At 71.0% G+C, this 24,129-nt stretch carries 24 protein-coding genes and 1 pseudogene; 13 read left to right on the top strand and 12 right to left on the bottom strand.

Annotated features, from left to right (window positions below):
* Nucleotides 1–116 precede the first annotated feature (116 nt).
* Together I0C86_RS10565 and I0C86_RS10560 are read right to left on the bottom strand one after the other, a co-directional pair.
* Nucleotides 117–824 (bottom strand): hypothetical protein, encoded by a 708-nt coding sequence (locus I0C86_RS10565; RefSeq protein WP_230393926.1) that lies wholly within the window; start codon nucleotides 822–824, stop codon nucleotides 117–119.
* 193 nt (nucleotides 825–1,017) lie between these two features.
* A complete protein-coding gene (locus tag I0C86_RS10560; protein ID WP_196201044.1) occupies nucleotides 1,018–1,743 on the bottom strand; it encodes a cellulose binding domain-containing protein in 726 nt (241 codons plus the stop codon).
* A gap of 240 nt (nucleotides 1,744–1,983) precedes the next feature.
* On the opposite strand from I0C86_RS10560, the gene I0C86_RS10555 reads away from it, so the two are divergent.
* Nucleotides 1,984–2,748 (top strand): hypothetical protein, encoded by a 765-nt coding sequence (locus I0C86_RS10555; protein ID WP_196201043.1) that lies wholly within the window; start codon nucleotides 1,984–1,986, stop codon nucleotides 2,746–2,748.
* A gap of 13 nt (nucleotides 2,749–2,761) precedes the next feature.
* On the opposite strand, the gene I0C86_RS10550 is transcribed toward I0C86_RS10555, so the two are convergent.
* Nucleotides 2,762–3,097 carry a winged helix-turn-helix transcriptional regulator gene (locus I0C86_RS10550; RefSeq protein WP_196201042.1) on the bottom strand — a complete coding sequence of 112 codons (336 nt, stop codon included), beginning with the start codon at nucleotides 3,095–3,097 and terminating at the stop codon, nucleotides 2,762–2,764.
* A 108-nt stretch (nucleotides 3,098–3,205) separates the two neighbouring features.
* Between I0C86_RS10550 and I0C86_RS10545 the strand changes: the two genes are divergently transcribed.
* Nucleotides 3,206–3,907, top strand: a complete 702-nt coding sequence (locus I0C86_RS10545; RefSeq protein ID WP_196201041.1) for an NAD(P)-dependent oxidoreductase — start codon at nucleotides 3,206–3,208, stop codon at nucleotides 3,905–3,907.
* A 159-nt stretch (nucleotides 3,908–4,066) separates the two neighbouring features.
* Here the strand turns inward: I0C86_RS10545 and I0C86_RS10540 are convergent, their stop codons facing one another.
* On the bottom strand, nucleotides 4,067–5,632 hold the full coding sequence (locus I0C86_RS10540) for a DUF1349 domain-containing protein (RefSeq protein WP_196201040.1): 1,566 nt from the start codon (nucleotides 5,630–5,632) through the stop codon (nucleotides 4,067–4,069).
* Nucleotides 5,633–5,743: 111 nt separating this feature from the next.
* Between I0C86_RS10540 and I0C86_RS10535 the strand changes: the two genes are divergently transcribed.
* Nucleotides 5,744–6,934 carry a sensor histidine kinase gene (locus I0C86_RS10535; protein WP_196201039.1) on the top strand — a complete coding sequence of 397 codons (1,191 nt, stop codon included), beginning with the start codon at nucleotides 5,744–5,746 and terminating at the stop codon, nucleotides 6,932–6,934.
* Nucleotides 6,931–7,626, top strand: a complete 696-nt coding sequence (locus tag I0C86_RS10530) for a response regulator transcription factor (RefSeq protein WP_196201038.1) — start codon at nucleotides 6,931–6,933, stop codon at nucleotides 7,624–7,626. Before I0C86_RS10535 ends, I0C86_RS10530 begins: the two co-directional genes overlap by 4 nt.
* Here the strand turns inward: I0C86_RS10530 and I0C86_RS10525 are convergent.
* On the bottom strand, nucleotides 7,614–8,318 hold the full coding sequence (locus I0C86_RS10525) for a hypothetical protein (protein WP_196201037.1): 705 nt from the start codon (nucleotides 8,316–8,318) through the stop codon (nucleotides 7,614–7,616). The genes I0C86_RS10530 and I0C86_RS10525 overlap by 13 nt on opposite strands.
* Nucleotides 8,319–8,524: 206 nt before the next feature.
* Between I0C86_RS10525 and I0C86_RS10520 the strand changes: the two genes are divergently transcribed.
* The 5 genes from I0C86_RS10520 (at nucleotide 8,525) to I0C86_RS10505 (ending at nucleotide 13,623) form a co-directional block, all read left to right on the top strand.
* A complete protein-coding gene (locus I0C86_RS10520) occupies nucleotides 8,525–8,959 on the top strand; it encodes a GNAT family N-acetyltransferase (RefSeq protein ID WP_230393925.1) in 435 nt (144 codons plus the stop codon).
* A 20-nt stretch (nucleotides 8,960–8,979) separates the two neighbouring features.
* Nucleotides 8,980–9,123: an N-acetyltransferase gene (locus I0C86_RS43190; RefSeq protein ID WP_230393924.1), complete on the top strand. Its 144-nt coding sequence runs from the start codon at nucleotides 8,980–8,982 to the stop codon at nucleotides 9,121–9,123.
* Nucleotides 9,124–9,300: 177 nt separating this feature from the next.
* The gene (locus I0C86_RS10515) at nucleotides 9,301–9,909 is read left to right on the top strand and encodes a hypothetical protein (protein WP_196201036.1); all 609 of its coding nucleotides are present in this window, start codon (nucleotides 9,301–9,303) and stop codon (nucleotides 9,907–9,909) included.
* A 73-nt stretch (nucleotides 9,910–9,982) separates the two neighbouring features.
* Nucleotides 9,983–11,896, top strand: a complete 1,914-nt coding sequence (locus tag I0C86_RS10510) for an ABC transporter ATP-binding protein (protein ID WP_196201035.1) — start codon at nucleotides 9,983–9,985, stop codon at nucleotides 11,894–11,896.
* Between the two features lie 41 nt (nucleotides 11,897–11,937).
* Nucleotides 11,938–13,623 carry an ABC transporter ATP-binding protein gene (locus I0C86_RS10505; protein WP_196201051.1) on the top strand — a complete coding sequence of 562 codons (1,686 nt, stop codon included), beginning with the start codon at nucleotides 11,938–11,940 and terminating at the stop codon, nucleotides 13,621–13,623.
* Nucleotides 13,624–13,676: 53 nt separating this feature from the next.
* On the opposite strand, the gene I0C86_RS10500 is transcribed toward I0C86_RS10505, so the two are convergent.
* A complete protein-coding gene (locus I0C86_RS10500) occupies nucleotides 13,677–14,831 on the bottom strand; it encodes an epoxide hydrolase family protein (protein ID WP_196201034.1) in 1,155 nt (384 codons plus the stop codon).
* Nucleotides 14,828–15,187, bottom strand: a complete 360-nt coding sequence (locus tag I0C86_RS10495) for a hypothetical protein (protein WP_196201033.1) — start codon at nucleotides 15,185–15,187, stop codon at nucleotides 14,828–14,830. Before I0C86_RS10495 ends, I0C86_RS10500 begins: the two co-directional genes overlap by 4 nt.
* Nucleotides 15,188–15,318: 131 nt before the next feature.
* Here I0C86_RS10495 and I0C86_RS10490 point away from each other — a divergent pair, with 131 nt between their 5' ends.
* Nucleotides 15,319–15,756: a VOC family protein gene (locus I0C86_RS10490; protein WP_196201032.1), complete on the top strand. Its 438-nt coding sequence runs from the start codon at nucleotides 15,319–15,321 to the stop codon at nucleotides 15,754–15,756.
* 134 nt (nucleotides 15,757–15,890) lie between these two features.
* Nucleotides 15,891–16,736: an Fpg/Nei family DNA glycosylase gene (locus tag I0C86_RS10485; protein ID WP_196201031.1), complete on the top strand. Its 846-nt coding sequence runs from the start codon at nucleotides 15,891–15,893 to the stop codon at nucleotides 16,734–16,736.
* A 56-nt stretch (nucleotides 16,737–16,792) separates the two neighbouring features.
* Here I0C86_RS10485 and I0C86_RS10480 read toward each other — a convergent pair whose 3' ends face one another.
* The 3 genes from I0C86_RS10480 to I0C86_RS10470 form a co-directional block, all read right to left on the bottom strand.
* Nucleotides 16,793–17,485 (bottom strand): hypothetical protein, encoded by a 693-nt coding sequence (locus I0C86_RS10480; RefSeq protein WP_196201030.1) that lies wholly within the window; start codon nucleotides 17,483–17,485, stop codon nucleotides 16,793–16,795.
* 73 nt (nucleotides 17,486–17,558) lie between these two features.
* Nucleotides 17,559–18,488: an ABC transporter ATP-binding protein gene (locus I0C86_RS10475; RefSeq protein ID WP_196201029.1), complete on the bottom strand. Its 930-nt coding sequence runs from the start codon at nucleotides 18,486–18,488 to the stop codon at nucleotides 17,559–17,561.
* Nucleotides 18,485–18,844: a GntR family transcriptional regulator gene (locus tag I0C86_RS10470; protein ID WP_196201028.1), complete on the bottom strand. Its 360-nt coding sequence runs from the start codon at nucleotides 18,842–18,844 to the stop codon at nucleotides 18,485–18,487. Before I0C86_RS10470 ends, I0C86_RS10475 begins: the two co-directional genes overlap by 4 nt.
* Nucleotides 18,845–19,782: 938 nt before the next feature.
* Here I0C86_RS10470 and I0C86_RS10465 point away from each other — a divergent pair.
* Entirely contained in the window at nucleotides 19,783–20,157 is a 375-nt protein-coding gene (locus I0C86_RS10465; protein WP_196201027.1) for a hypothetical protein, read from the top strand.
* A gap of 104 nt (nucleotides 20,158–20,261) precedes the next feature.
* Nucleotides 20,262–20,981: pseudogene (locus I0C86_RS43185) on the top strand (NB-ARC domain-containing protein); the annotation flags it as partial.
* Between the two features lie 1,362 nt (nucleotides 20,982–22,343).
* On the opposite strand, the gene I0C86_RS43180 reads toward I0C86_RS43185, so the two are convergent.
* Nucleotides 22,344–22,874 carry a hypothetical protein gene (locus I0C86_RS43180; RefSeq protein ID WP_230393923.1) on the bottom strand — a complete coding sequence of 177 codons (531 nt, stop codon included), beginning with the start codon at nucleotides 22,872–22,874 and terminating at the stop codon, nucleotides 22,344–22,346.
* On the bottom strand, nucleotides 22,871–23,932 hold the full coding sequence (locus I0C86_RS10455) for a hypothetical protein (RefSeq protein ID WP_196201025.1): 1,062 nt from the start codon (nucleotides 23,930–23,932) through the stop codon (nucleotides 22,871–22,873). Before I0C86_RS10455 ends, I0C86_RS43180 begins: the two co-directional genes overlap by 4 nt.
* Nucleotides 23,933–24,129 lie beyond the last annotated feature (197 nt).

Raw genomic sequence — 24,129 nt, 5'->3', positions numbered from 1 at the left:
CACTTCGGGGGCGGCAGTATCGCCGCCCCCGAAAAAACGTGCGCACTGGTGGTGAACCACCACCGGCTGGCGAGGCCAGAGCGGTGCACCACCGCTCCGCGGATCTAACTACCCGGTCAGAACCGGTCGACAAACTGTGAATCAAGCCACTCGCGGAACTGCACGACCGTGTCGCCGTCGGTGGTCGGCCAGTTGAACTGCCCGGTCATCGCGATCACGCCGACCACGATGGCGCCGAGGCCGAGGACCAGCCCGATGAGGGCGTCGGACTTGCCGGCCACGTGCCGGCGGGCGGTCGCGGAGACGCCTCCGATCGCCAACAGCACGGCGAGGGCGCCCAGCGCGATGCCGTACCCGGCGAGGGCGCCGGTGAGCACGAACGCGGCACCGGCCACGCCGACGATCAAACTGAGCGTGGCGAGCATGCTGGCCCGGGGCCGGGGTCCGGCGGGCACCACGACCTCCGGCCGCTCCTCGGTGCTCGGCGTGCGCTCGCCCAACCCGCGCTCGGCCTCCGGCCGGTGATCGGTCTCGGACGTACCCGGGGGAGTCGGTCGGGTGGTGGTGTCCCGCTCGGCCACCGCGCTCCGGGCGCGGTTCGTCGGCGTCTTGGCGACACCGTCGTGGTCGGCCGGTACGGGCTCGGTGCGGGGCTCGGTACGCGCGGGCACGGCGTCGGCGACCCGGGTCTCGCCCGTCTTCGGCGTGGTGTCACCGGTTGCCGGCGTCTCGTCACGAGCATCGATCCGACCGTCGCCGTTCTCGTCGCGCGTCGGCGTCGGCGTCGGCTCCGAGTGGCGCGAAAGTGAAGGAATCCTGACCACAACACACCTCCTGATAAGTGCGTGGAGCCCTTGATCTCTTGGCGCCTACGCAGCAGCTTCGATCGGTGTACCCCGATGCCCGTTCCGTCACACCTCGGCGGGCAGGATGGCAGGTCCGCGACGACACCGGAGCCGGCGGGCGGTCCGGGCGCCGGGTGCCCCGTCCGCCCGCCGGCGACGCGTGCCGCCGAACCTAGTCGTCGTCGACCTGGGTGACGGTGACCGTGTCGGAGACGTAGCCCGGATAGGCGAGCGTGAAGACGACGACGTCGTCGACCGTGTCCTGGTCCTGGGCGCTGTACACGCTGAACGACTGCGGGGTGCTCCAGTTCGTCGAGTTGAAGGTCAGCAGCACCGGCGGGCTGGCCCAGATGCCGGTGCCCCGGGTCGTCATCCGGAGAGAGGTCGCCTGCGCCGGCGGATGGCTCAACCGTATGGAGAACGAAACGCCGTGGCCCTCGGGCACTGACAGCGAGGTCGGCTCGGCGATAACCGCGGGCGGCTGACCGGTGAGGACACAGGGCACGCCGTTGACCCGCCAGTCGGTCGGCGGCAGGTTGATTCCGGTGTAACTGCCGCCGAAGCCGAACGCGAGCGTCTCCCCGGTCGCGATCGGACGGCTCCATGTCATGCTGCGGGCGGTCACCTGGGTGCCGCTCTGGCTGAGTTCGTAGCCCCAGCCGCTGGTGATCTGCTGGTTGCCGGTGAAGGTCAACTGGACGGTGGGGGCGGTCCAGGTGTCGCCGAGGTTCCTGATCTGCGCGTTGCCGACGAAGCCGGTGCTCCAGCTCGACGAGGTGTACGTGACCTCGCAGCCGACCGCGGCCTGCGCCGGGTTGGCGGGTACGAGGACCGCCAGGGCGGCCAGGGTCAGCGCGCAGGTCAACGTGGACCGGCGGCGTACGGGGATGGCGTTCATTGGTCTCCTTCGCGTGGCATGGGTGGTGGGCGCGACTGCGTCACCGCCGGAGCCCGTCGGCGGCGCGACACGCGTGACCTCCCCGCGAAGCATCGACAGCTTCCCATGTATCAAGGGGGATCGGAAGTTTGTCGTCGGTTCGGGCGGCCCGAGCACCCGGTCGTATTCCCGTCACCGCCGAGGCGTAGCCTTCCCGCTCGGCAGTTCGGAGATGCGCTGACTCGGGGGGAAGTCGTGGCGGTGGAACGGGGTACTTCCCTTGTGGGGCAGGCGGGCCAGTTCGTCGAGGCCACGGTGAGCCGCGTCGCGGCGGCCCCCGCGCCGGGAGCCTTCTCCGACGTGGACAGCCCGGGACCGGGTGCCGGTGCCGGACAGCTCGGCCGGGCGGCACCGACCGCAGTGGGCGGTACGCCCGCCGCCGGATCGACCGCCGGATCGACGAGCCGGACCGGCGGCAGCCCGGCCAGTTTCGGGGCGGTGCTGACCGCCTTCCTCCTGATCGGCGCCGCCGGGGCGGGCTCGTGGGCCCTCTGGACCAGCGGTGGTGGTGGGGAGGTCATCCGGCCGCCGGACACCGTCGCCGTCTTCGGCATCCTGATCGTCTTCGCCGCCGCGATCGAACGGATCCTGGAACCGTTCTCCCGCTGGTTGCCGGGCCGTCGTGTCGAGGCCGCCGTACAGCGTGCCGAGGCCGAGTTGGCGAACCTGTCCCGCGACGCGACCGTGGCGGAGCAGGCGGCGCTGGCCGGGCTCCGCGAGCGGGCGGACCGGGGCCGGGGCAACCGCACCATCGTGGCCTGGGGGATCGCGGTCGCGGTCGCGACACTCGCCGCCACGGCCGGCGGGTTCTACCTGCTGCACGCGATCGCCGGCCCCGAGTGGAAGGGTCTGCCGGTCTGGATCGACGGCATCGTCACCGGAATCATGGTCGGCAGCGGCACCAAGCCGATGCACGACCTGATCAGTCGGATCCAGCCGGGCGGCGGCGGGACTGCTCGTCCGTAGTCCACGTGGGTCTCTACCAGGTGGAATCGGCCCGGTCGAAGGAGTCCCGGGCGCGCGTCAGTTCGTCGATGTTGTCCCGCGCCCAGGCCCGCATGTGTTCGATCACGTCGAGCAGTGTCCGGCCGAGCGATGTCAGCCGGTACTCGACGCCGCCGTCGTCGGCGCCGATCAGCGGGCAACGACTGACCAGCCCGTCGCGCTCCATCGCGGACAGGGTTTCCGCGAGGACCTTCGCGCTGATCGGACGGAGATGCTGCCGCAGGACCCCGAAGCGTCGCGGGCCGTCCTCGAGGCACAACACGATCATCGCGGTCCACTTGCCGCCGACCTGGATCGGAAAACTGCTCATCGGGCAAGCCGGATCGAATCCCGGTAACGGCCCGTCGGCCCTGATCACCCACTCAGCGTACGTGGTTACGTTGCGGTTACCGGGCCTGTCTCACCTACTGTCGCGCCCATGCCCGCCACTTCCGACAACACCCGACAGCGCGTCGCCGTGTTCGGTGCCGCCGGACGCGTCGGCCGTGCGGTGACCGCTGCCCTGCTTCACCAGGACCATCACGTCACCGCTGTGCTCCGCGATCCGACCCGGCACGAGCTACCGCCGCACCCGCAGCTACGCGCCATCCAGGGGGACGCCCAGCACCCAGAGCGGTTGGCGCCGGTGCTCCGTACCGTCGAAGCCGTCGTGCTGGCCGTGACGCCGTTCACGGCTCCGCCACAGTCGTTCGACGGTTTCGACCTCGACTACTACGCCAAGATCGTAATCGCGATCGACGAGGTCTGGGACCGGCCGGATCGACGGCTCATCGCGGTCGGTCTGACGGCCACGTTGACGCTCGACTCGGGCCAGCGCGTGATGGACGATCCGACGTTGTTCCCGGCCCAGCTCAGACCGTTCGCCGAGGCGCATGCGCGGGAACTTCTCGCGCTACGGACCACCACGCTCGACTGGGCCATCCTGACCCCGCCGGCCGGATTCGGAGCCCAACCGGAGCCGGCGACCGGGCAGGAGTACCAGTTGGCGGCGGAACCCGTCACCCGGGAGCAGGCGACGGCACAGCTGTCGCACGCCCGCTACGCCCACGCCGTCGCCGCCGAACTCGGAACTCCGACCGTCCACGGCGCCCGCGTCGCCGTCGTCCCCCGGGTCACCTGAGGCAGCCGCCGGGGGTCAGGTGAGACCCCCGGCGGGCCAGCTGAGACCGCTGCCGGGGCCAGCTGGCACAGCGTCCGGAGCCAGGTGGGGCAACTTCCGGAGCCAGGTGAGGCAGCGTCCGAGGGGCCGTGCCTGTGGTAGCGACCGGGTACCAGGTCGCTACCTCCACTCCGCCTGGCGTCGCGTCGCGACGGTTCGGCGCGCCCGGATCATCCCCATCCGGAGTGCGACGGCGGCATAGCCGCACAGTACGGCGAGCCCGGCCCACCACGGCAGCGGAAAGTAGCCCGCCGATGGTGCGTAGTGGCCGAGCACCTGCGGGTACTCGCGGATGGTCTGCTGCACGGCGAAGCCGGCGGCGGGAGTGAGTCGCAGCAGCCATTCGGAGACGGCGTCGGGCAGGAGTGGCAGGCCCCCGAGGACGTAGGGAAGGACGACCGCGGAGATCGCGACCAGGATCGCCACCCAGGTACGCCGGAACAGGGCACCGAGGGCGAGCGCGAGGACGGCGGCGACGGCCAGCAGCGCGGCGACCCCGACGACGACCCGTACCTGGGTGAGGGCGGGTGCCGCGAGGACCGCGGTGCCGTTGGCGCGCAGGACCGCCGTACCGAGCGGCAACACGGCGCCCGCGGCGACCAGGCCGGTGAGGAAGGTGACCGCGCCGACCACGACCGCCCTCGCCGCCAGGACACGGCTGCCCGGCGCCCCGGCACCCGTCGAATCCGGCCGGTACCTGCCCGAGCCGAACCGCGTCGCCAGCACGATCAGCATCACCAGGCCGATGGCCAGGCCGACGAGGGTGTCCTCCACGGTGTGCTGACCCGCCATGCCGAGCGGTGCGATGTCACCGGAGCCGGTGACGGTCGCGGTGCCGTTCGACTCGACGAAGCCGGGCGGCCGGTGATAACGCTCCCAGTCCGTGTGGCCCATCTCCCCGACGCTGCCGTGGCTCCACCGGCTCCCCGTCCCGCCGCCCGCCAGGGCGACGTTGTCGAAGACGGCGCTGGCCTGGGTGAAGCGCGACTCGACGATGCTCCCGCCGAGGCCCGTCGGGCGCAACGTGAGATCTCCCGGCGAGGTGGCGAAGAGTCCCACCAGCACCGTACGCGGAAGCCCCGGCAGGTGGGCGGTCCCGACCGTCGTCCAGCGCACGCCGTCGGTCGACTCCTCGCCGGTGATGGTGTTCCCGGCTCGGGTCAGGCGCAGCCAGCGCGGCGAGGAGGTCGAGACGCCCCCCGGGCGGCCCGCCGTGTCGTGGACATAGTCGTGCTGCATCCGTACGCCGTGGCTGCCGGTGACCATCAGCGCCGCGTAGGAGGAACCCTGCCGGGTGCCGTCCTTGACGATGACGCCGGCCTTCGCCCACGGTACGAGACCGGGAACGATCTCGTCATGGTCGGGCGGCGGATAGGTGATGGTCCCCGTCATTGCGGTCATCCGGGCGGTGATGCTGCCGTGTTCCCCCAACGGCTGGTGGGCGAAGTAGAACTGGTCGCTGACCGTCTGCCCGGCCGGGCCCACGGGATCGGTGGGGCAGGCGACCTCGATCGGACCCTCGCTGCACACACTCCGGTTGACGACCCCGACGAGCAGGCCGATCAGGATGACGACAAGCGTCGCGGCCGTCAGCGCGACCAGTCGGCGGCGGCTGCGGAAGGTGGCCCATTCCCGGCGTACCAATGTTGTCAAGGGCTCGACGGGAAGCTCGTTGGTTGCTGGCATGGGTCCGGTTCTACGGTTCCTCGGGTAACACCGCCGGAACCGCCGCTGTCATGCCGTTGTTAGGCCCGGCGCGGCATCCTGGGGGCCAGGACGACGACGGGAAGGGAACGAATGAGCCAGCGGCGACGTCCAGCACTGTTCGGAGGGACCGTACGGCTGCGGTTCACCATCCTGTACGCCGCCCTGTTCCTGGTGTCCGGAGTCGGCCTGCTGGCCCTCACCAACCTGTTCGCCGGTGAGATCCAGGTGACCCGGGCCGTGCCCGGACAGAACCCGTCCACCGGGCAGTCCGGCCTTCCGGCTGCCGAGCAGCGCGTGCACCAGCTCGAAGCGCAGCTCGCGGAGATCCACTCGATCCACTCCCGCCAACTGCTGATGGGCTCGCTGATCGCGCTCGCCGTGATGGCGGTCGTCTCGGTCCTGCTGGGCAAGGCCGTCGCCGGCCGGGTGCTGCGCCCGCTGCGGACCATCACCGCGGCGACCCGGCGGATCTCCGCCGAGAACCTGCACGAGCGGCTGGCGGCGCCGGGACCGGCCGACGAGGTGAAAGACCTGGCGGACACCATCGACGGGCTGCTGGAACGCCTGGAGGCGTCGTTCGCGGCGCAACGGCGGTTCGTCGCCAACGCCTCCCACGAGCTACGGACGCCGCTGACGACCGTGCGGGCGGCGCTGGACGTCGCCCTGGCCAAGCCGCAGCCGGCGCCACCGCAGACGATCGCGCTGGCGGACCGGCTCCGTACCGAACTCGACCGGGTCGACCACCTGCTGGAGGGATTCCTCGTACTCGCCCGTGCGCAGCACGGCACACTCGCGGACGGCACTCCGGTGTCGCTCGGCGACCTCGTGTCGCAGGCCGTGACCGCCCGCGCCGCCACCATCGCGGCGAAGCGCCTCACCCTGGACGACGGCGACCTCTCCGAAGCCGCATGGACCCGGGGCAGCCCCGCCCTGCTGTCGAGGATGGCGGACAACGTGATCGACAACGCGGTCATCCACAACCGGCACGGCGGCTGGATCCGGGTGTCGACCCGGACGGAGGCCACCTCGGCGCAGCTCGTCGTGGAGACGGGCGGGCCGATCCTGGACCCCGGACACGTCGCCCAACTCGCCCAGCCCTTCCGGCGGCTCGCTCCCGACCGGACCGGCTCGGAGACCGGTTCCGGCCTCGGCCTGTCGATCGTCACCGCCATCGTCGGCGCGCACGGCGGACGCCTCGACCTGCACGCCCGGTCCGAGGGCGGCCTGCGCGTCACCATCGCACTACCGCTGGCGACCGCACCGCACGGCGTCACCGGATGAGAATCCTGGTGGTCGAGGACGCCCGCTCGCTCGCCGAGGTCCTCGCCGAGGGACTGCGGGATCAGGGAATGGCCGTGGACGTCGCCCACGACGGCCTGGCCGCCGCCGGCAAACTCGACGTCAACGCCTACGAGGTGGTCCTCCTCGACCGCGACCTGCCCGGAATCCACGGCGACACCCTCTGCCAGATGATCACCGAACGGGACGACCGACCGATGGTCCTGATGCTGACCGCGGCCGGCTCTCCCGGGGACCGGGTCACGGGCCTGCGCCTCGGTGCCGACGACTACCTCGGCAAGCCCTTCCACTTCCCCGAACTGGTGTTGCGGATCCGCGCCCTGGCCCGCCGACGGCCGTCCGCCCGAGCCCGGCGACTGCACGTGGCCGGGATCGAACTCGACCCCGTGTGCCGCACCGCCACCCGCGACGACCGGCAGCTCGCCCTCTCGGTCAAGGAGTTCGCGCTACTCGAAGCCCTCCTCCGGGCCAGCCCCGCCTTCCTCAGCGCCGAGGATCTCCTCGAACAGGTGTGGGACGAGAACGCCGACCCGTTCACCAACACCGTCGCGGTGACGATCGGGCGGCTGCGACGGAAACTCGGCAGCCCGGCGATCATCGCCACGACACCGGGTGTGGGTTACCGGGTAGCCGATCCGACCGGTCAGGCCGATCCGACCGGTCAGGCCGGTTGAGTGGATTGGGTCGGCCGGGCCGGTCGTGTGGGTTGGGCCGGGACCTCGCTGGGCAGCGCGATCCAGGTGGCGCGGGCGCGGGCCAACTCGGCGCCGTCCGGGCCGTACAGGGTGGTGTGCACGAGGGCCTTACGACCCTCGGTCGCGGTCAGGGCACCGCGTACCACGCACTGGTCGCCGGGGGCGGGCAGCCGGTCCACCTGTACGGCGATCCGACCCAGCACGTACGGCCGGACGGGGCCGATCACGGCCCAACCGCCGGGGCAGTCCAGCGCCGCCCAGACCAGTTCGGTGGAGACATCGGCCGGAACGGTCCACGGGGCGGCGGTGCTGCCGTCCGCCACCCGACCGGGGAAGATGCGTAATCCGTCGTCCTCGGCCCGGTCGGGCCCGCAGACGTAGCAGGTCGGGAAGGGATGGTCGGCGAACCCGACGTACCCGGTGGCGGCGCTGACGGCTTCGGCGTACCCGATCGGCGGGACCACCGTGTCGATCTCCGGGGCCGGTGCGACCTCGGCCACGACGGTGCCGTCCGGGGTTCGGACCTGGCAGTCGAGCAGGGACAGCGGGGTCTCCAGCGGCGGCGGCGTCCGGAGCGTGACCTCGCACGGGTCGCCGTGGGCGAACAGCCCGGCGGAGTAGCCGCCGTTGCCCGAGCCGGGCGGCCCGTTGAACCGCGCATGGATGATCATCGGGTCCACCTCCTGCGAAGCCTCGGGCCCGGGTCGCGGTCGGCGCGGGCGGTCGACAAAGCCGACCACCAAGCTACGCCGCTCCCGGCGGCGAGGCGCAGGCGTACGTCGATGTCCATCTTGTCGCGCTATTCCGGATCTGTTGTTGACGTTGAACATCCGACAGGGGCACGGCCACGACGACCGGTCCCGATAGATTGCACAGAATGATCATTCGCCCGTATCGGCCCGGCGACCGGGACGCCGTACACGACATCTGCATCCGTACCGCCGACGCTGGGCAGGACGCCTCCGGCTCGTACGACGACCCGGACATCCTGCCGAACATCTTCGCCCACCCGTACGCCCAACTGGAACCGGATCTGGCGTTCGTCCTCGACGACCGGGGCCGGGCCGTCGGGTACGTCCTCGGCACCGCCGACACCGCAGTCTTCGTCCGCCGGTTCCGCGCCGAGTGGCTGCCCCGGGTCGCCGACCGCTACCCGGAGCCGGTGGATGAACCCGGCACCCCGGACGCGGTCATGGCGCACCTGCTGCACACCCCGGAACGCATGATCCTGGCCGACCTGGCGGACTATCCGGCGCACCTGCACATCGACCTGCTGCCCGGGTACCAGCGGGCCGGCACGGTCGGGCCCTGATCGACGCCTGTACCGGGGCGATGCGCCGGGCCGGCGTACCCGGGCTGCACGTCGGGATGATCACCGAGAACCGGCCCGCGCGGGCGTTCTACGACCGGCTCGGCTTCCAGGTGGTCGACGTCGCCGACTCCGGCCCGCTGACCTACCTGGGCCTGCGTCTCTGACCGGGCCACCGGCCGGACGCCGTCGGTCGTGGTGGCACGCTTGCCGGCCGTGGTGGCACGCTTGCCGGCCGTGGCGGCACGCCGCCGGAGCGGGGGCGTCGTGGTGCCGTGCGTCCGGGGAATCCGGCGACGTCTAAAATAGACGGACCTCGCTATCTAGTCTCCCCTGGAGGCACGATGCGCACTTCCGCCCGCTCTTCCGTCGCGTCCCTGCTGCTGCTCGGTGTGCTGGCCTGTTCCGCCCTGTCCGGATGCGGCGGGTCGGACGAACCGGACCAGGCGCCGTCCGCCAGCACGAGTACGCCGCCAGCCACCACCGGACCGGCGCCCACCACGGCGGCGCCCACCACGGCCGCCCAGGCCGCTTCCGGTCCATTCTCGAAGCTGCCGGCCTGCAACGTGCTGCCCGAGGAGATGCGGGGGACCTTCCAGGGCGACATGCTCAAGATCGACCAGGAGCCGAAGGCATCGGAGAAGTGGACGGCCGGCGCCGCCTGCCTCGGCATGCTCGCCGGACGGACGGTGGCGCTGACCATCTCGCTCCGGCTCTTCCCGGCGAAACTGGCGAGCAGCGGGGCGGCCACTTTCGCCAAGTCCGAGGCAGGTAAGGCCGAGGCCGTGACCGGCTGGGGCGACGAGGCCTGGTGGTCGAAGCCCACCTGCTCGCTCGTCGTCCGCTACAGCAACATCGTCGCCACGTTCGCTCAGCGCGCACCGACCGACACCTGTCGGCCCGACGTAGAACGCCTGGCCAAGGCCTTCGCGGACCAGCACCTCACGTCGTAGTGACCTGGCTGCCGGCAGCGCTCGGCCAGGTAAATGAATGGGTACGTCCCGGGCCGGTCGGTAGCCTGGGCCCGTGCCTCCGCAGCTCCCGCACCCCCATCCCGGCATTCCGGACACGAGGGGGCCGCTGAGGTACATCTGGTGGCTGGTCCGTTGCCAGCCCTGGCGGGTACTGCGCGCCAGCCTGGTCGGCACGGCCTGGATGACCGGGCTGTCGCTCCGGCCCTACCTGATCTCGCGGGCCATCGACGACGGGCTACGCGGCCGCGACAACCGCGCCCTGCTGTTCTGGGTCGGCGCGATCGTCGTCGCGGGGATCGTCATGGCCCAGCTCGGAATCCTGCGACACCGCACGATGACCTTCATCCGGGAGGACGCGACCGCCCGCTCCGCAGCCGTACTGCTGCGGCAGCTGTCCCGGATCGGCGCGGTGCTGCCGCGCAAGCTCGCCGCGGGCGAGGTCGCCACCGTCGGTGGTTCCGACATCGGAAACACGTCGCACGTGTTGACGATGACCGGTCCGGGAGTGGGCGCGGTCGTCGCGTACTCGGTGGTGGCGGTCGTGCTCTGGTCGATCTCGCCGCTGCTCGCGCTCTGCGTCCTGCTGGGCGTGCCGGTGATCGCCGTCGTGATCGGGCCGCTGCTGCGCCGGCTGGAGCGCGCCGAGACCGTCTACCGGCACCAGCAGGGAGTTCTCACCACCCGGGCCGGGGACATCGTGGCCGGGCTGCGGGTCCTCGCCGGGGTCGGTGGGCGCGACCTCTTCGCCCGCCGGTACGCGACCCGGTCCCAGGACCTGCTGGCCGAGGGCTACCGGGTGGGCGCCGTCAACAGTTGGATCGACGCGCTGACCCTCGCCATCCCGGGACTGTTCCTCGCGGCCGTGGTCTGGGTCGCGGCGCGGATGGCCGCGACCGGGGACATCACCATCGGGCAGTTGGTCGCCGTCTACGGATACGTGGCGGTCCTCGTCGTACCGGTCTGGTTCCTGTTGGAGGGCAGCTACCAGATGATCCGGGGGCGGGTCGCGGCCCGCCGGATCGTCGCGCTGCTCAACCTGACCCCGGACCACGTCGACGGGCGGACCGCCCCGGACGACGTGCCCGGGTCGAAGCCGAGCGGTGTACGCGGGCGGTCGAGGCCCGGCGGCGTACGCGGGCGGACTCCGGGCGGTGTACGCGGACGGAGCGTGGACGACGCCGGTGGGCCACCCGGAGACCGGCCGGCGCCGACCGGTCCGGCCGAACTGCGGGACCCCGCCTCCGGACTGGTCGTACACCACGGCCGACTGGTCGCCGTCGCCGCCGACGACCCGGCCGACGCGAGCGCGCTGGCCGACCGGCTCGGGCGGTTCGTCGTCAGCGAGGTGATCTGGGGCGGGGTGCCGCTGACCAGGATCGCACTCGCCGAGGTGCGCGGCCGGATCCTCGTCGCCGACCACGACTCGTACCTCTTCGCCGGAACGCTGCGGGAGATTCTCCGGGTCCGGAAGGGCCTCGGCGACGACGAGTTCCGGGCTGCACTACGGGTCGCCTCGGCCGAGGACGTCGTAGATGCCCTGCCCGAGGGGCTCGGCACCCCGATCGACGCCCGGGCCCGCCGGCTCTCCGGTGGCCAACGGCAACGCGTACGGCTGGCGCGGGCGTTGCTCGCCGAGCCGGAGGTGCTGATCCTCGTCGACCCGACCTCGGCGGTGGACGCGCACACCGAGGCGCGGATCGCGGAGCGGATCCGGACGGCGCGGGCCGGGCGGACCACGATCGTGCTCGCCACCTCGCCGTTGCTGCTCGGCCGCGCCGACACGGTGGCTCACCTGCGCGACGGACGGATCGTGGCCACCGGCACCCGCGCCGAGCTGCTCGACCGGGATCCGGGGTACCGGGCACTTGTCTCCCGGGAGGAGGAACCCGACCCGGGTGCCGAGACCGGCGGCTTCGACGGGTCGACCGAATTCGCCCCCGTCGACGTCGAGGGGTCGCTGCGGTGAACGGGCTTCCGGTGGCCGACCGGCCGGCGATTCGCCGGGCAATGGTGGACCTCGTCGGCCGGGATCGCCGGGCGGTCGCGGTCATGCTGGTGCTGCACATCGCGGCCACGATCACCGGGCTCGCCGCACCCTGGCTGCTCGGCACCATCGTGGACGAGGTCGGATCCGGCGCCGGGGTCGGCACCGTGGACCGGCTGGCCATCGCCATCGCCGGCTGCGTGCTGGCCCAGTGCCTGCTCAGCAGGTACGCGCAGTACGCCGGCCACCGGTTCGGTGAACGTGCCGTCGCCCGGCTGCGCGAGGAGTTCGTACGCCGGACGCTCGCCCTGCCCGTCTCGGTCGTCGAGCGGGCCGGCACCGGGGACCTCGCCACCCGCAGCTCGGTCGACGTGACCACGGTCGGGGTCACGGTCCGCGAGGTGGTGCCGGTCGTGGTGATCGCGTCGGCGCAACTGGTGCTGCTCTTCGGGGCGGTGTTCCTGCTGCATCCGATGCTCGGACTGGTCGCGCTGACCGGGCTGCCGTCGATCTACGCGGTGACCCGCTGGTACCTGCGGCGGGCCCGCACCGCGTACCTTGCCGAGGGCGCGGCGACCGCGGAGTTGACCGAGGCGTTGACCACGACCGCCGAAGGCGCCCGCACCGTCGAGGCGCTCCGGCTCGGCGAGGATCGCGTCGTACACGGCAACGCCCGGATCGGCCAGGTGTGGGCGACCCGGCGTCGTACCCTCGCGCTGCGGTCGGTCTTCTACCCGGTGGTGGAGGGAAGTTACGCGCTGCCGATCGCCGCGGTGCTGCTCGTCGGCGGCCTCTTCCTCGACAACGACCTGGTCACCCTCGGCGAGGTGGTCACCGCCGCGCTCTACCTGCAACAGGCGATCGGTCCGCTGGACCAGATCCTCCAGTGGATGGAGCAGGCGCAGCGCGGCCTTGCCTCGTTCGCCCGGGTACTCGGGGTCGGCCAGGTGCCGCCGGAGCCCCGGGGCCGGGTGTCCGTACCCCGGGGGCAGCGGCTCGTCGTCCGGGGTGCGCGGTTCGGCTACGCCGACGGCCCGGAGGTGCTGCACGGGATCGACCTGGAGGTCCGTCCCGGTGAACGGCTCGCCATCGTCGGACCCTCGGGTGCCGGCAAGTCGACCCTCGCCCGCCTGCTCGCCGGAATCGACACGCCGCAGCACGGCGAGGTGAGCATCGGTGGCTGCCGGGTCGTCGACCTCGACCCGGCCGAACGTCGCCGCCGGATCGCCCTGGTGACCCAGGAGCACCACGTCTTCATCGGCTCGGTGCGGGACAACCTCGCCTTCGCCGCACCGGCCGCGTCCGACGAGCAGATGCGGTCCGCGCTGGCCGCCGTCGGGGCCGACTGGTACGACGACCTGCCCGACGGCCTCGACACGCAGCTCGGCGACGGCGCCCGTGACCTGTCCCCGGCCGACGCCCAGCAGTTGGCGCTGGCCCGCCTCGTCCTCGCCGACCCGGACACGCTGATCCTCGACGAGGCGACCGCCGCGCTCGACCCGACGACCGCCCGCCGTGCCGAGCGGGCCCTGGGCAGCGTGCTCGCCGGGCGTACGGTGATCGCGATCGCACACCGGCTGAACACCGCGCACGACGCGGACCGGGTGGCGGTGCTGGCGGACGGCCGGGTCACCGAACTCGGCAGCCATGACGAACTGCTCCGGGCCGATGGGGCGTACGCCGCCCTGTGGCACTCGTGGCACGGCTGATCCGTCGGCGATCGGGGTGACCACGGCCCCGAGTTCGGGGGCGCCGTTCCGGCTCAGCGGACCAGGCCGAAGAACGTCCGCAGATCGGCGACGAACAGGTCGGGCTCCTCCAGCGCCGCGAAGTGCCCACCGCGGTCGAACTCCGACCAGTGCACGATGTTGTTGTCCCGCTCGGCGAGCCGGCGGACCGGTAGCGCGACGTCGTGGCCGAACACGGCGACCCCGGTCGGGACCGTCAACCGTCGTGGCGGTGTGACGGCCGTCGGGTGGGACGTCTCGTAGTAGATGTTGGCCGAGGAGCCGGCCGTACGGGTCAGCCAGTAGAGCATGACGTTGGTCAGCAGCAGGTCCCGGGGAACGCCGTCCTCCGGTGCGTCGGTCGAGTCCGTCCACTCCTTGAACTTCTCCACGATCCAGGCCAGTTGCCCGACCGGTGAGTCGGTCAGGGCGTACGCCAGGGTCTGCGGCCGGGTCCCCTGGAGCTTCGCGTAGCCGGACATCTCCGGTTCGGCGCGGAACAGTTGGTCGAGTCGGGCCCGGTCCGCGTCAATCAGCGTGGCGGCTTCGGCCGGATCGCCGGAGGGGAGCGTGAGCAGGGTGTTGAGGTGTACGCCGACGACGTGCTCGGCGTCGATGATGCCCAGTTCCCGGCTGATGGCGTGGCCCCAGTCGCCGCCCTGCGCGCCGTACCGCCGGTAGCCGAGCAGGTGCATCAGTTCGGCCCAGGCTCGGGCGACCCGGGTGAGGTCCCAGCCGGCCTCGGGCAGCGGCCCGGAGAGTCCGAAGCCCGGAATGGAGGGTACGACCAGGTGGAACGCGTCGGCGGGGTCACCACCGTGCCGGCGCGGGTCGGTCAGCGGGCCGAGTACGTCGAGGAACTCCACCATGGAGCCTGGCCAGCCGTGCGTGACGATCAACGGCAGTGCGTCGGGTTCCGGCGAGCGTACGTGCAGGAAGTGCACGTTGGTGCCGTCGAGCACGGTGGTGAACTGGGGAATCTCGTTCAGTCGTGCCTCCAGACGACGCCAGTCGTAGCCGGTGTGCCAGTACTCCACCAGCTCCTTCAGGTAGGCCAGCGGTACGCCCCGCCGCCACGGCAGGTCGGGGACCTCGGCCGGCCATCTGGTCTCCGCCAGCCGTCGACGCAGGTCGGCCAGGTCGGCGTCGGCGACGTCGAGCCGGAAGGGGCGGGGGAGTACGGAAGTCATGGGGTCTCCTCGCTTCGCGTGTTGGTTTCCTGCTCGTCGAGCCAGCGGGCGTGGGTCTCCCAGGCCGCCTGCTTGCTGGTCGCGAGCGAAGCGCCGATCTGTGCCCAGGAGGCGCCGGTCGCCCGTGCCGTCCGTACGGTCAGTTGCCGTCCGTAGCTCGCCTTCCTCATGATCACTTCGCCGAGAGCGAGGAGTTCCAGCGCCTCCTCCTTCGACAGCGGCCGCAGTTCCGGATCGTCGCCGTCCATCGGTTCCTCGGTCGGCGGGGCGAGCGCGTCCCGCATCCGAAGCTGGTCGTACCGGGCCGCCGCCGTCAGCAGCGTGAACTGTCTCTCCAGGTCGTCCGGGTTTGGCATGTCGTCAGCATGCCGTCAGATCACCTTGACGTCAAGCTGCCCTGACGATAGGAGGCGTCGCGCAGGAACCTCGACGGGGGATGTCTCGTTGGTTTCCGAGGACGACGTCGATTCCGACCAGGGGAGCACCAGTGCCGACTCGGCTCAACCCGTACATCAGCTTCGGTGGCAACGCCCGGCAGGCCATGGAGTTCTATCAGCGCGTCTTCGGCGGAAGCCTGGCCCTCAACACGTTCGGCGAGTTTGGTGCCGGAGGCTCGGCCGAGGGCTCGGCGGAGGGCTCGGCCGAGAGGGACAAGATCATGCACGGCATGCTCGAGACCGACAGCGGGTTCACGCTCATGGGCGCGGACACGCCACCCGGCATGGAGTACGACCCGGGCAACACCATCACGGTGAGCCTGAGCGGGGACGACGCCGACGAACTGCGCGGCTACTGGTCGGCGTTGTCGGACGGTGGAATCGTGACGGTTCCGCTGGAGCGGCAGATGTGGGGCGACGAGTTCGGTGCCTGCACCGACCGCTTCGGCGTCCCGTGGATGGTCAACATCGCCCAGCCGCAGAGCTGACCGACCCGTCGGCAGGGCGAGGGCTGACCGACCCGCCGGCAGGGCGAGAGCTGACCGACCCGTCGGCAGGGCGAGGGCTGACCGACCCGCCGGCAGGGCGGGGCGGGATCTGCTGCTGGCTATGCTTGGCAACCATGCCCGAGGGTCACACCATCTACCGGTTGGCAGCACGCCACCAGGCGATGTTCGCCGGCGAGAAGGTGCTCGCCAGCAGCCCGCAGGGCAGGTTCGCCGAGGGCGCCGCACTGCTCTCCGGCGCGGTGCTGGACCGGACGGAGGCGTACGGCAAGCACCTGCTGCACCACTACGACGGCGGGCAGGCGCTGCACGTACACCTGGGGCTTTACGGGAAGTTCGCCGACGGGGACGGTGAGCCGCCGGCGCCGGTCGGTCAGGTCCGGTTGCGGCTGACGACCGACCTGCACTGGCTCGACCTGCGCGGCCCGACCGCCTGCGAACTGCTGTCGCCGCCGGAGGTCGAGGCGCTACAGGCCCGGTTGGGCGCGGATCCGTTGCGGGCCGATGCCGACCCGGACGAGGCGTACGCCCGGATCCGCCGCAGCCCCACCCCGCTCTTCGCGTTGCTGCTCGACCAGTCGGTCGTGGCCGGCACCGGCCTGATCTTCGTGACCGAGACACTGTTCCGGGCTGGCCTCCGGCCGACCACTCCGGGGCGTGAACTGAGCCCGGAGGGATGGCGGAAGATCTGGGCCGATCTCGTCGAGCTGATGGGTACGGCCGTCCGCACCGGCCAGATCGACACGGTGTACGACCGGCACCTGCCGGAGGCGATGGGTCGGTCGCCCCGGGTCGACCGGCACGGTGGCGAGGTGTACGTCTACCGCCGGGCCGCCCAGCCCTGCCACGTCTGCGGCACCGAAATCCTGCGCGCTGACCTGGCCGGTAGAAACTCCTACTGGTGCCCCACCTGCCAACCCACCCCTCGTACCCGCTCCGGCTTGAAGCGGAAGAAGCGTTAGGAAGGGCCCCTTCTTCTACAGAAAACGATAAGAAGGGGCCCTTCCTTACAGGCTCGTCAGGGTGTCACGCGGCGGATGGTGGCATAGCCGGCGCCGGCCAGGAGTGCCGCGAGCAGGGCCGGCCAGCCGGCGAGCCAGGCGGCGGTCGGCTGGTCGCCCAGCCATTGTCCGATGCCGCTCCACAGGTCCAGCCAGGTCGCCAGCAGGGCGAGGGCGGCCAGTACCAGGAGCTTGCAGATGACCAGGAGGTACATGCCGGTCATCCCGAAACGCTTGTAGTAGACGGCGATGAAGATCCCCAGGAAGCCCAGCGCGATGAACGGCACCGTGTAGACCAGGATCTGCAACAGCGGGTTGTCCTGGTCGAGGAAGCCCAGGCCGAAGAACTCGAGTCCCAGCCCCCAGCCGCCGGTCGCGTCCTCGAGCAGCGCGAAGAGGTAGAGGGCGGTGCCGAAGACCGCCGACTCGGCGAGCAGGAGCAGCGAGGCCGCCAGGTAGAAGGTCCGCCGGATCACGCTCAGCGCCATCGTGAACGGGAGGAGCTGAGTGATCGAGTTGATGGCGGCGACGAACATCACGATGTAGATCGAGGCGATGGCGCCGGTCTTGGGTCCGTCGTCGACGTCCCCGATGGCCAGGAAGATGGCGTAGTTGACCCCGAAGATGAGGGTGAGCAGCAGCCAGGGGAAGCCCAGCGTGTTCGGCCAGCCGACGAGCTGGACCCGGATCACCGGAAGTAGACGGCTCATGCCCCCTCCTCGGTTCGCTCGCCGGCGTTCTGGGCTTCTGGACCGAGCCGACCGACTCGGTCGTGGTGCTCGCTCATCGGACGGTCTCCTTCGGGGTGCTGGCGGCGCTGCCGCTGGTCGTGCCGCCGGTCTTTGCCTGCGAGGTGGTGAGCCGGATGACGATGTCCTGGAGGGAGACCGCCTCGATGTCGAGTCCGAGCCCCTTCGCCTGGGCCCGTTCGCTCGGGCCGAAGGTGCCGCGCAGGGTCGCCCGGGCGTACCGGCCCAGGCGCTCGCGGTGCAGTTCCTCGTTGTTCGCGGCGAACTCGTCGACGGCCGTGGCCGGCCCGGCGACGGTGACAACCTGGCCGCGCAGGGCCTCGGCCGTGGTGTCGAGCAGCACCCGCCCCTGGTCGAGCAGGAGTACGTGCTCGATCAGCTCGCCGACCTCGTCGATGAGGTGGGTGGAGAGGACGACCGTGCGGGGATGCTCGGCGTAGTCGGTGAGCAGGTGGTCGTAGAAGAGGTGCCGGGCGACGGCGTCGAGGCCGAGGTACGGCTCGTCGAAGAGGGTCAGCGGGGCCCGGGAGGCGAGTCCGATGATGATGCCGAGCATGGAATGCATGCCTCGGGACAGCTTCCGGATGTGCCGGCCGAGCGGCAGCCGGAAGTCCGCCAGCAGTGCCTGCGCGAACTCCTCGTCCCAATCGGGGAAGAGGAGCCGGGCCGACTCCAGCGCGTGCCGGACCTTGAAGTGCTGCGGATAGGTCTGGCTCTCCTTGATGAAGCAGACCCGGGCCATCACGGTCTCGTTCTCGTACGGCGACTGACCGAAGATCGTCATGTTTCCTGACGTCGCGAATCCCTGGCCGGTCATGATCTGCATCAGGGTCGTCTTGCCGGCCCCGTTCCGGCCGAGCAGCCCGTGGATCTTGTTTTCCGCCAGCGAGAAACTGATCTGGTCCAGGGCGGTCACGTCCCGGAACCGCTTGGTGATGCCCTGAGCGCTCACCACCGTGCTCATCGCCCCTGCTCCCATCGGTCGATCATTCGCTTGAGGTCGTCGGCGTCGATGCCGAGCTTGCTCGCCTCGGTGAGCAGCGGATGCAGGAACTGCTGGGCGAATTCCTCACGACGACGGTCCCGCAGTTTCGCGCGGGCGCCGGTGGCGACGAACATGCCGATACCTCGCTTCTTGTAGAGAATCCCGTCGTCCACCAGCTGGTTGACGCCCTTGCCCGCGGTGGCCGGATTGATCCGGTGGAACGCCGCCAACTCGTTGGTCGAGGGCACCTGGCCCTCTTCGGTGAGCGTGCCGTCGATGATCGAGTTTTCGATCAGCTCCGCGATCTGAAGGAAGATCGGTCGCCCGTCCTCCATCACGCCGACCCGCCCGCCGACGGCCGGGCCCTGGGCGTGGTGCCGCCCGGGCTCGACCTAGTTGGTTGGTTACTCATGTAGCTAACCATCCGACCGGTGTGGCTGTTTGTCAAGCCTGAGGATGCTTGCCCGTCGGGTCGCCGAATCGCTGCGGGCCTGACCTACGGCGAGGTCATCCATTTGTCTCGACCCGGGAAACCACACCGCCGTCGGTCCGGTGGAGCCGGAGGTGGTCGAGATGGGCGTACGACGACGGCTGGCGTTCGGGCTGCTACCGATGTCGATGGCCGCGACCGGACTGCTCGTCGCCGGACCCCTCGGTGCCTGGAGGTACGGCGGCGCCGCCGCCGGCAACCGCGTCTACCTCGCCCCATCGGCGGAGTCGGTGAACAGCCATGTCCCGGGCAGGGGGAATCGCCGGCCGAGTGTCACCTCGCTGACCCGGCCGGTCGGATGGGGATATCGGATTGCGGGCGGTGTTGAAGAATTCGGCCGAAGGGGCCGTGTTATCAAATAAGTGAAGTTGTAATCACGCTAAGTGAGTGCATTCCGATGGCGAGCCAGTCCATCCAGGTGGTGGTGGCCTCATGAGTAATCAAGGGGATGCTCTCCGTAATTTGCTGGAGAAATCGTGGCAGGTCCATGATCCGCACCGCCGTAGGCTACCCGAGCGACGCGGGGAGGAATAGGCCATCATGGGCGGCTCTCGTGGGGCTTGTGGCGGGTTCTCACGAAATGGACATCAAAATAGGTCAATGCCTGTGCTTATCAATGACATTTGCCTACGGAGGGCAATTCCCGAGAATCGTCCCTTGGGACGGCATCTGCGGGGCCGGCGGTAAGGTGGTGGGTGGGCCGGCGATCGAGTCGGATGGATCGTAGCGTGATCAATTGCCGGCCCGGGCGGCGCGACGTCTCGGGGTGCTGGGGGAACGCCAATGCAGGATCAACTTGTTCTGGCCATCGCGACCGGATTGGCGACCAAGGGCGGAGAAGCGCTCATCGCCGGTGGTGGCGGTCTGCTCGGGCAGCTCTACCGCCTGGTCCGAAACCGTTTCCGAACAGAGGGAAGGGGCGAGGACACTCTGGACGCGGCGGTCGCGAATCCCGACGAGACCAACCGGGCCGACCTCGCCGAGGCGCTCGCCCGGTTGTTGGCCGCCGACCCCGACCTCGAGGAGCGGGTGCAGGCGCTCTGGCGGGACGGCGCGGGGGAGCCGTCGGCGGAGACCGGCGGAGTGATCAACCAGTTCAGCGGTAGTGCCGACCGGGTGGTCCAGGCTCGGGACATCCGGGGCGACGTCTCGTTCTGACCCCCCTCCCACGTCGACCCTGGAGGTGCCCCGTGCGGCAGCGGCGCGGCGACGACCAGTACGCGGGCGGCCCGGAGAGGCCGGAAACGGGTACGTCCAATGCGATGTCCGGAACGGTGTACGGGCCGAGTCTGCAAGCCGGTGCGATTCACGGTGGCGTACATATTCACGAAGCCTCTCCGGACACGTCGCCGATTCCGCGACAACTGCCGACTCCGTCCCCGCACTTCGTGGCGAGAACTGCGGAGCTAGCCGATATCGACGCGCTTTTCCGGACCGCGGGACCGGCTCTCGTCGTGCTCCTCGGGCCTGGTGGAGTTGGCAAGACCGCACTGGCGGTGCGATGGGCCGACAATGCGCGGGACCGTTTTCCGGACGGGCAGCTCTACGTGGACCTGGGCGGATTCGGCGGAAATGACCCCGTCGATCCGAGCGAGGCGTTGGGTGAACTTCTCCGGGCGCTCGGGACGGCTCCGCAGCGGGTCCCGGTCACCCTCGCCGAGCAGGTGGCGCTGTACCGGTCGGTCACCGCCGAGCGGACCCTCCTGGTGCTGCTGGACAACGCGTACTCGACCGCCCAGGTACGGGCGCTGCTTCCGGCCGGGCGGTCCGGCGTGCTGGTCACCAGCCGGGTCCGGCTCGTCGGGCTGGTCGCCGACGGTGCCCGGCTGGTGGACCTGGCGCCGCTGTGCCCGGCCGAGTCCGTCCTGCTGCTGTCCCGGGCGACCGGGGCGGGACGGATCGACCGGGAGCCCGTCGAAGCCGCCCAGATCGCCGACATCTGTGCCGGCCTGCCGATCGCGCTCTGTGTCGCCGCCGCCCGGTTGGCGGCCCGGCCCCGTCTCTCCGTACGGCGGATGGCGCTCGACCTGGCCTCCGAGACGTACCGGCTGAGCCGGCTCTCCCGGACGGACGGACTGTCGGTCCAGGCCACCTTCGACATCTCGTACCGCTCCCTGCAACCGGACGTGGCGAGGTTCTACCGGCGACTGGCACTGCATCCCGGGCCCGAGTTCGGTGCGGGTGTGGCCGCCGCGCTGCTACCGGCGGAGGACGGGAACACCGGGGACCCGTCCGGGGAGACGGACCCGAACGACCCCGGAACGCGGGCGGACGCGATGCTGGAGGCACTGCTCGAGGCGAGCCTGCTCGAGGAGGTGACGGAGGGCCACTTCCGGTTCCACGACCTGGTTCGACTGCATGCCCGACAGAAACTGGAGCGGGACGAGCCGGAACCGGAACGGCAGGCGGTACTGCGCGGGATCCTGGAGTGGTATCTCGCCGCGGCCAGGGAGGCCGATCTCGTCGTGACGCCGTACCGTCGGCGGCTGCCGTACGGCTACCTGACCCGGCCGTGGAACCTGCCCCGGTTCGCCGACCGGCAGGAGGCGTTGGACTGGCTGGAGCGTGAACGGGTCAACCTGATCGGCGCGGGGCGGACCGCGCTGCGCCACGGGCATGCCGCACTGGCCTGGCAACTCTCGGACGTGACCTGGCCGTTGCTGTTGCACCGCAAGCACTATCGGGACCGGTTGGAGATCGACCAGCGTGGCGTCGAGGCGGCGCGGTCGTGGGGCGACCCCTGGGCCGAGGCCGACATGCTGAAACGTCTCGGCCGGGTCTGCACCAAGCTCGGTGACCACGAGGCCGCCGAGCGGCACATCCGGGATGCGATCCTCCGGTACCGGGAGGCCGGCGACATCCGGGGGGGCCTCGACGCCGAGGAGGGGCTGGCCGCGCTGTACCGCGACTCGGGGCGGGAGGATCGGGCCGTCGAGATGTTCTCCCGGCTCGTCGACGCCAACCGGGAGCAGCGCGACGAGCGGAGCACCGGCCTTTCGTTGATCAGCCTCGGCATGTTGCTCACCGGACTGGGGCAGCCGGAGCGGGCGACCGTCCTGCTGCGACAGGCGGAGGTCATCTTCGCCGGGCTGGCCGACGTCGACCCGCACAACGGGGCACGGGTGCTCATCGGGCTCGCGGGCGCCCTGCTCGGCACGGATGACCTGGCCGGAGCCGAGCGGGCCGCGACCGAGGCCGCCCGGCGGATGCGGGAACTCGGCTCGGAGCACGAGTACGCCGAGGCTCTGGACCAGCTCGGCCAGGTCGCCCGGCGGCGCGGGGAGACCGTCGCCGCGCGGGCGTACCACCTTCAGGCACTGGAGATCTTCATCCGGCTCGGTTCCTCACGGGCGCTCGGCCTCCGCCGCCGACTCGACGAGCCGGCCGGGGACCTCGGGCCGGACGGGCCGGAGAATCCGGTCGGACCAGCGGTCGACCCGGGCGGAGAGCCGGATGCCGGCGGTGTCGGCCAACTCGCGCCCCGCTGACCCGGTCAGGTCGACCCCGACCGACCAGCGCAGGTAGAGCCACCGGGCGACGTCCCCGATCCGCACCGGGACGCACCGGCCCGGTCGTCCGGACCGCAGGCGCAACAGCAGCCCGTCACGGAGCCCGGCGGTGAGCCGCATCCGGCCGTCGAGGGCTGTCCCGGCGTACCCACCCGGACCGCCGAGCCGTTGCCCTCGGGCGGGTCCGCGGGCCTCGAGGAGCAGGACGAGGGTCAGCCCCGGATACCGACCGAACAGGTCCGCGCAACGCTCCGCGGCGGACCGGCGGTCGGCCTCCCCGACGAGTACGTCCGCCAGGCCGCCGCGCCGTGGTTCCCCCGACCCCGGCCCGAGGTGCCCGATCACCGGCCCGGTCCCGGGGCTCAACGTGTCACCTCCGACCGGAGTCGAGGCACCGGAACCGGTGTCGCCCGGCGGTGCCGACCCGGCTCGGTGAGCTGCAACAACCGGTACATGGTCTGCCGGAGCAGCGGACCGGCCTGGCCCGGCCGAGAGGTGATCATCCCGGCCACCGCCGCGTGGTCGACGGTACGGACCGAGCGCAGTTGCGGCAGGAGGGGGCGGCGCGGGTCCAGCCGGCTCGCGCTGTTGATGACCAGTTCCTGCGCCGAGCCGGCGGTGACGGCCTCCAGCCCCGGGGCGAGGTGCAGGACGTTGCGTCCCAGTGCCGCCGAGTAGGCCGTGACCGATCCGTGGTCGCCGATGACGTGGTCCGCCGAGACGACCAGGCTGCGCCAGTCCTCCTCCGGGTCCAGCAGGATCAGCCCGGCCTCGCGGCAGCTCCGCAGCCAGGCGCGTACCTGCCGGTGTCCGTGCGCGCACCAGACGGCCGGGTGCAACAGGGCCGCGACCCTGAACCGCTGCGCGGGAAGCTGGTCGAGCAGAAGTGGCAGCAGGTCCGGCCAGTTCCCGAACAGGCCCGTCCGCCCCCAGGTCGAACTCACCACCACCAGCTCCTGCTCGGTGTCGACGCCCAGCGCCCGTCGGTACCGCTCCCGTTCCGGCAGGCTCGCGACGAGCTGGTCGAAGCACGGGTCCCCGGTCACCACCGCCACCGGCAGCGCCTCCGGGCACTGCCGGCGCAGGATGTCGAGCTGGTCGTCGCAGGAGAGCGCGATCGCCGCGGCCAGCACCTCGCCGTTGCGGGTCAACCGTTGCGCGTCGAGACCGTAGACCGGCGGCAGGGTCGACATCGCCGGGCCACGGCCGGTCGGCCGGGTCGGTTTGCCGTACCCCGCCCCGTGGGCCATCACCATCAGCGGCGCGTGCAGGTCGGACAGGCCGCCGTACGCCGCCGCGAGCGCGAGGTCGAATCTCTCCCGGACAGCCTGCGCCCACGGCAGCACGAGCGCGCCGAGGCGACGTAGGTGTCGGGTGACCCCGCGGTTGAACGCGTCCGGAGGAACCGTGAAGACCGTCTGCACCCTCGGGTCCTCCTCCAGAAGTTCCGCGACGTCCAAGAGCCGTTGGCAGCTGACAATGGTGTGCGCAACGATCAATACGCTGCGACAGCCAATTCGGGTAACCCACCGGGACGCATCGATGCCAATAGGCACCCGTGACCATTCATGCGCACTCATTTCATGTCCTCCCCTGTGTCCGATCGGGACGACAGAAGAGT

Origin of the sequence: Plantactinospora alkalitolerans (genome assembly GCF_015690345.1) — a bacterium.
Lineage (GTDB): Bacteria > Actinomycetota > Actinomycetes > Mycobacteriales > Micromonosporaceae > Plantactinospora > Plantactinospora alkalitolerans.
This window is presented reverse-complemented; position numbering and strand designations above follow the sequence as displayed.

Bases quoted from the DNA above. Each gene is read 5' to 3' on its own strand.
- I0C86_RS10465 (WP_196201027.1), top strand. From the start codon at position 19,783: ATGCAGGATCAACTTGTTCTGGCCATCGCGACCGGATTGGCGACCAAG.
- I0C86_RS10515 (WP_196201036.1), top strand. From the start codon at position 9,301: ATGCGCACTTCCGCCCGCTCTTCCGTCGCGTCCCTGCTGCTGCTCGGT.
- I0C86_RS43190 (WP_230393924.1), top strand. From the start codon at position 8,980: ATGCGCCGGGCCGGCGTACCCGGGCTGCACGTCGGGATGATCACCGAG.
- I0C86_RS10525 (WP_196201037.1), bottom strand. From the start codon at position 8,318: ATGATCATCCATGCGCGGTTCAACGGGCCGCCCGGCTCGGGCAACGGC.
- I0C86_RS10485 (WP_196201031.1), top strand. From the start codon at position 15,891: ATGCCCGAGGGTCACACCATCTACCGGTTGGCAGCACGCCACCAGGCG.
- I0C86_RS10550 (WP_196201042.1), bottom strand. From the start codon at position 3,097: ATGAGCAGTTTTCCGATCCAGGTCGGCGGCAAGTGGACCGCGATGATC.
- I0C86_RS10535 (WP_196201039.1), top strand. From the start codon at position 5,744: ATGAGCCAGCGGCGACGTCCAGCACTGTTCGGAGGGACCGTACGGCTG.
- I0C86_RS10480 (WP_196201030.1), bottom strand. From the start codon at position 17,485: ATGAGCCGTCTACTTCCGGTGATCCGGGTCCAGCTCGTCGGCTGGCCG.
- I0C86_RS10500 (WP_196201034.1), bottom strand. From the start codon at position 14,831: ATGACTTCCGTACTCCCCCGCCCCTTCCGGCTCGACGTCGCCGACGCC.
- I0C86_RS10505 (WP_196201051.1), top strand. From the start codon at position 11,938: ATGGTGGACCTCGTCGGCCGGGATCGCCGGGCGGTCGCGGTCATGCTG.
- I0C86_RS10470 (WP_196201028.1), bottom strand. From the start codon at position 18,844: ATGGAGGACGGGCGACCGATCTTCCTTCAGATCGCGGAGCTGATCGAA.
- I0C86_RS10520 (WP_230393925.1), top strand. From the start codon at position 8,525: ATGATCATTCGCCCGTATCGGCCCGGCGACCGGGACGCCGTACACGAC.
- I0C86_RS10560 (WP_196201044.1), bottom strand. From the start codon at position 1,743: ATGAACGCCATCCCCGTACGCCGCCGGTCCACGTTGACCTGCGCGCTG.
- I0C86_RS10495 (WP_196201033.1), bottom strand. From the start codon at position 15,187: ATGCCAAACCCGGACGACCTGGAGAGACAGTTCACGCTGCTGACGGCG.
- I0C86_RS10475 (WP_196201029.1), bottom strand. From the start codon at position 18,488: ATGAGCACGGTGGTGAGCGCTCAGGGCATCACCAAGCGGTTCCGGGAC.
- I0C86_RS10540 (WP_196201040.1), bottom strand. From the start codon at position 5,632: ATGCCAGCAACCAACGAGCTTCCCGTCGAGCCCTTGACAACATTGGTA.
- I0C86_RS10530 (WP_196201038.1), top strand. From the start codon at position 6,931: ATGAGAATCCTGGTGGTCGAGGACGCCCGCTCGCTCGCCGAGGTCCTC.
- I0C86_RS10545 (WP_196201041.1), top strand. From the start codon at position 3,206: ATGCCCGCCACTTCCGACAACACCCGACAGCGCGTCGCCGTGTTCGGT.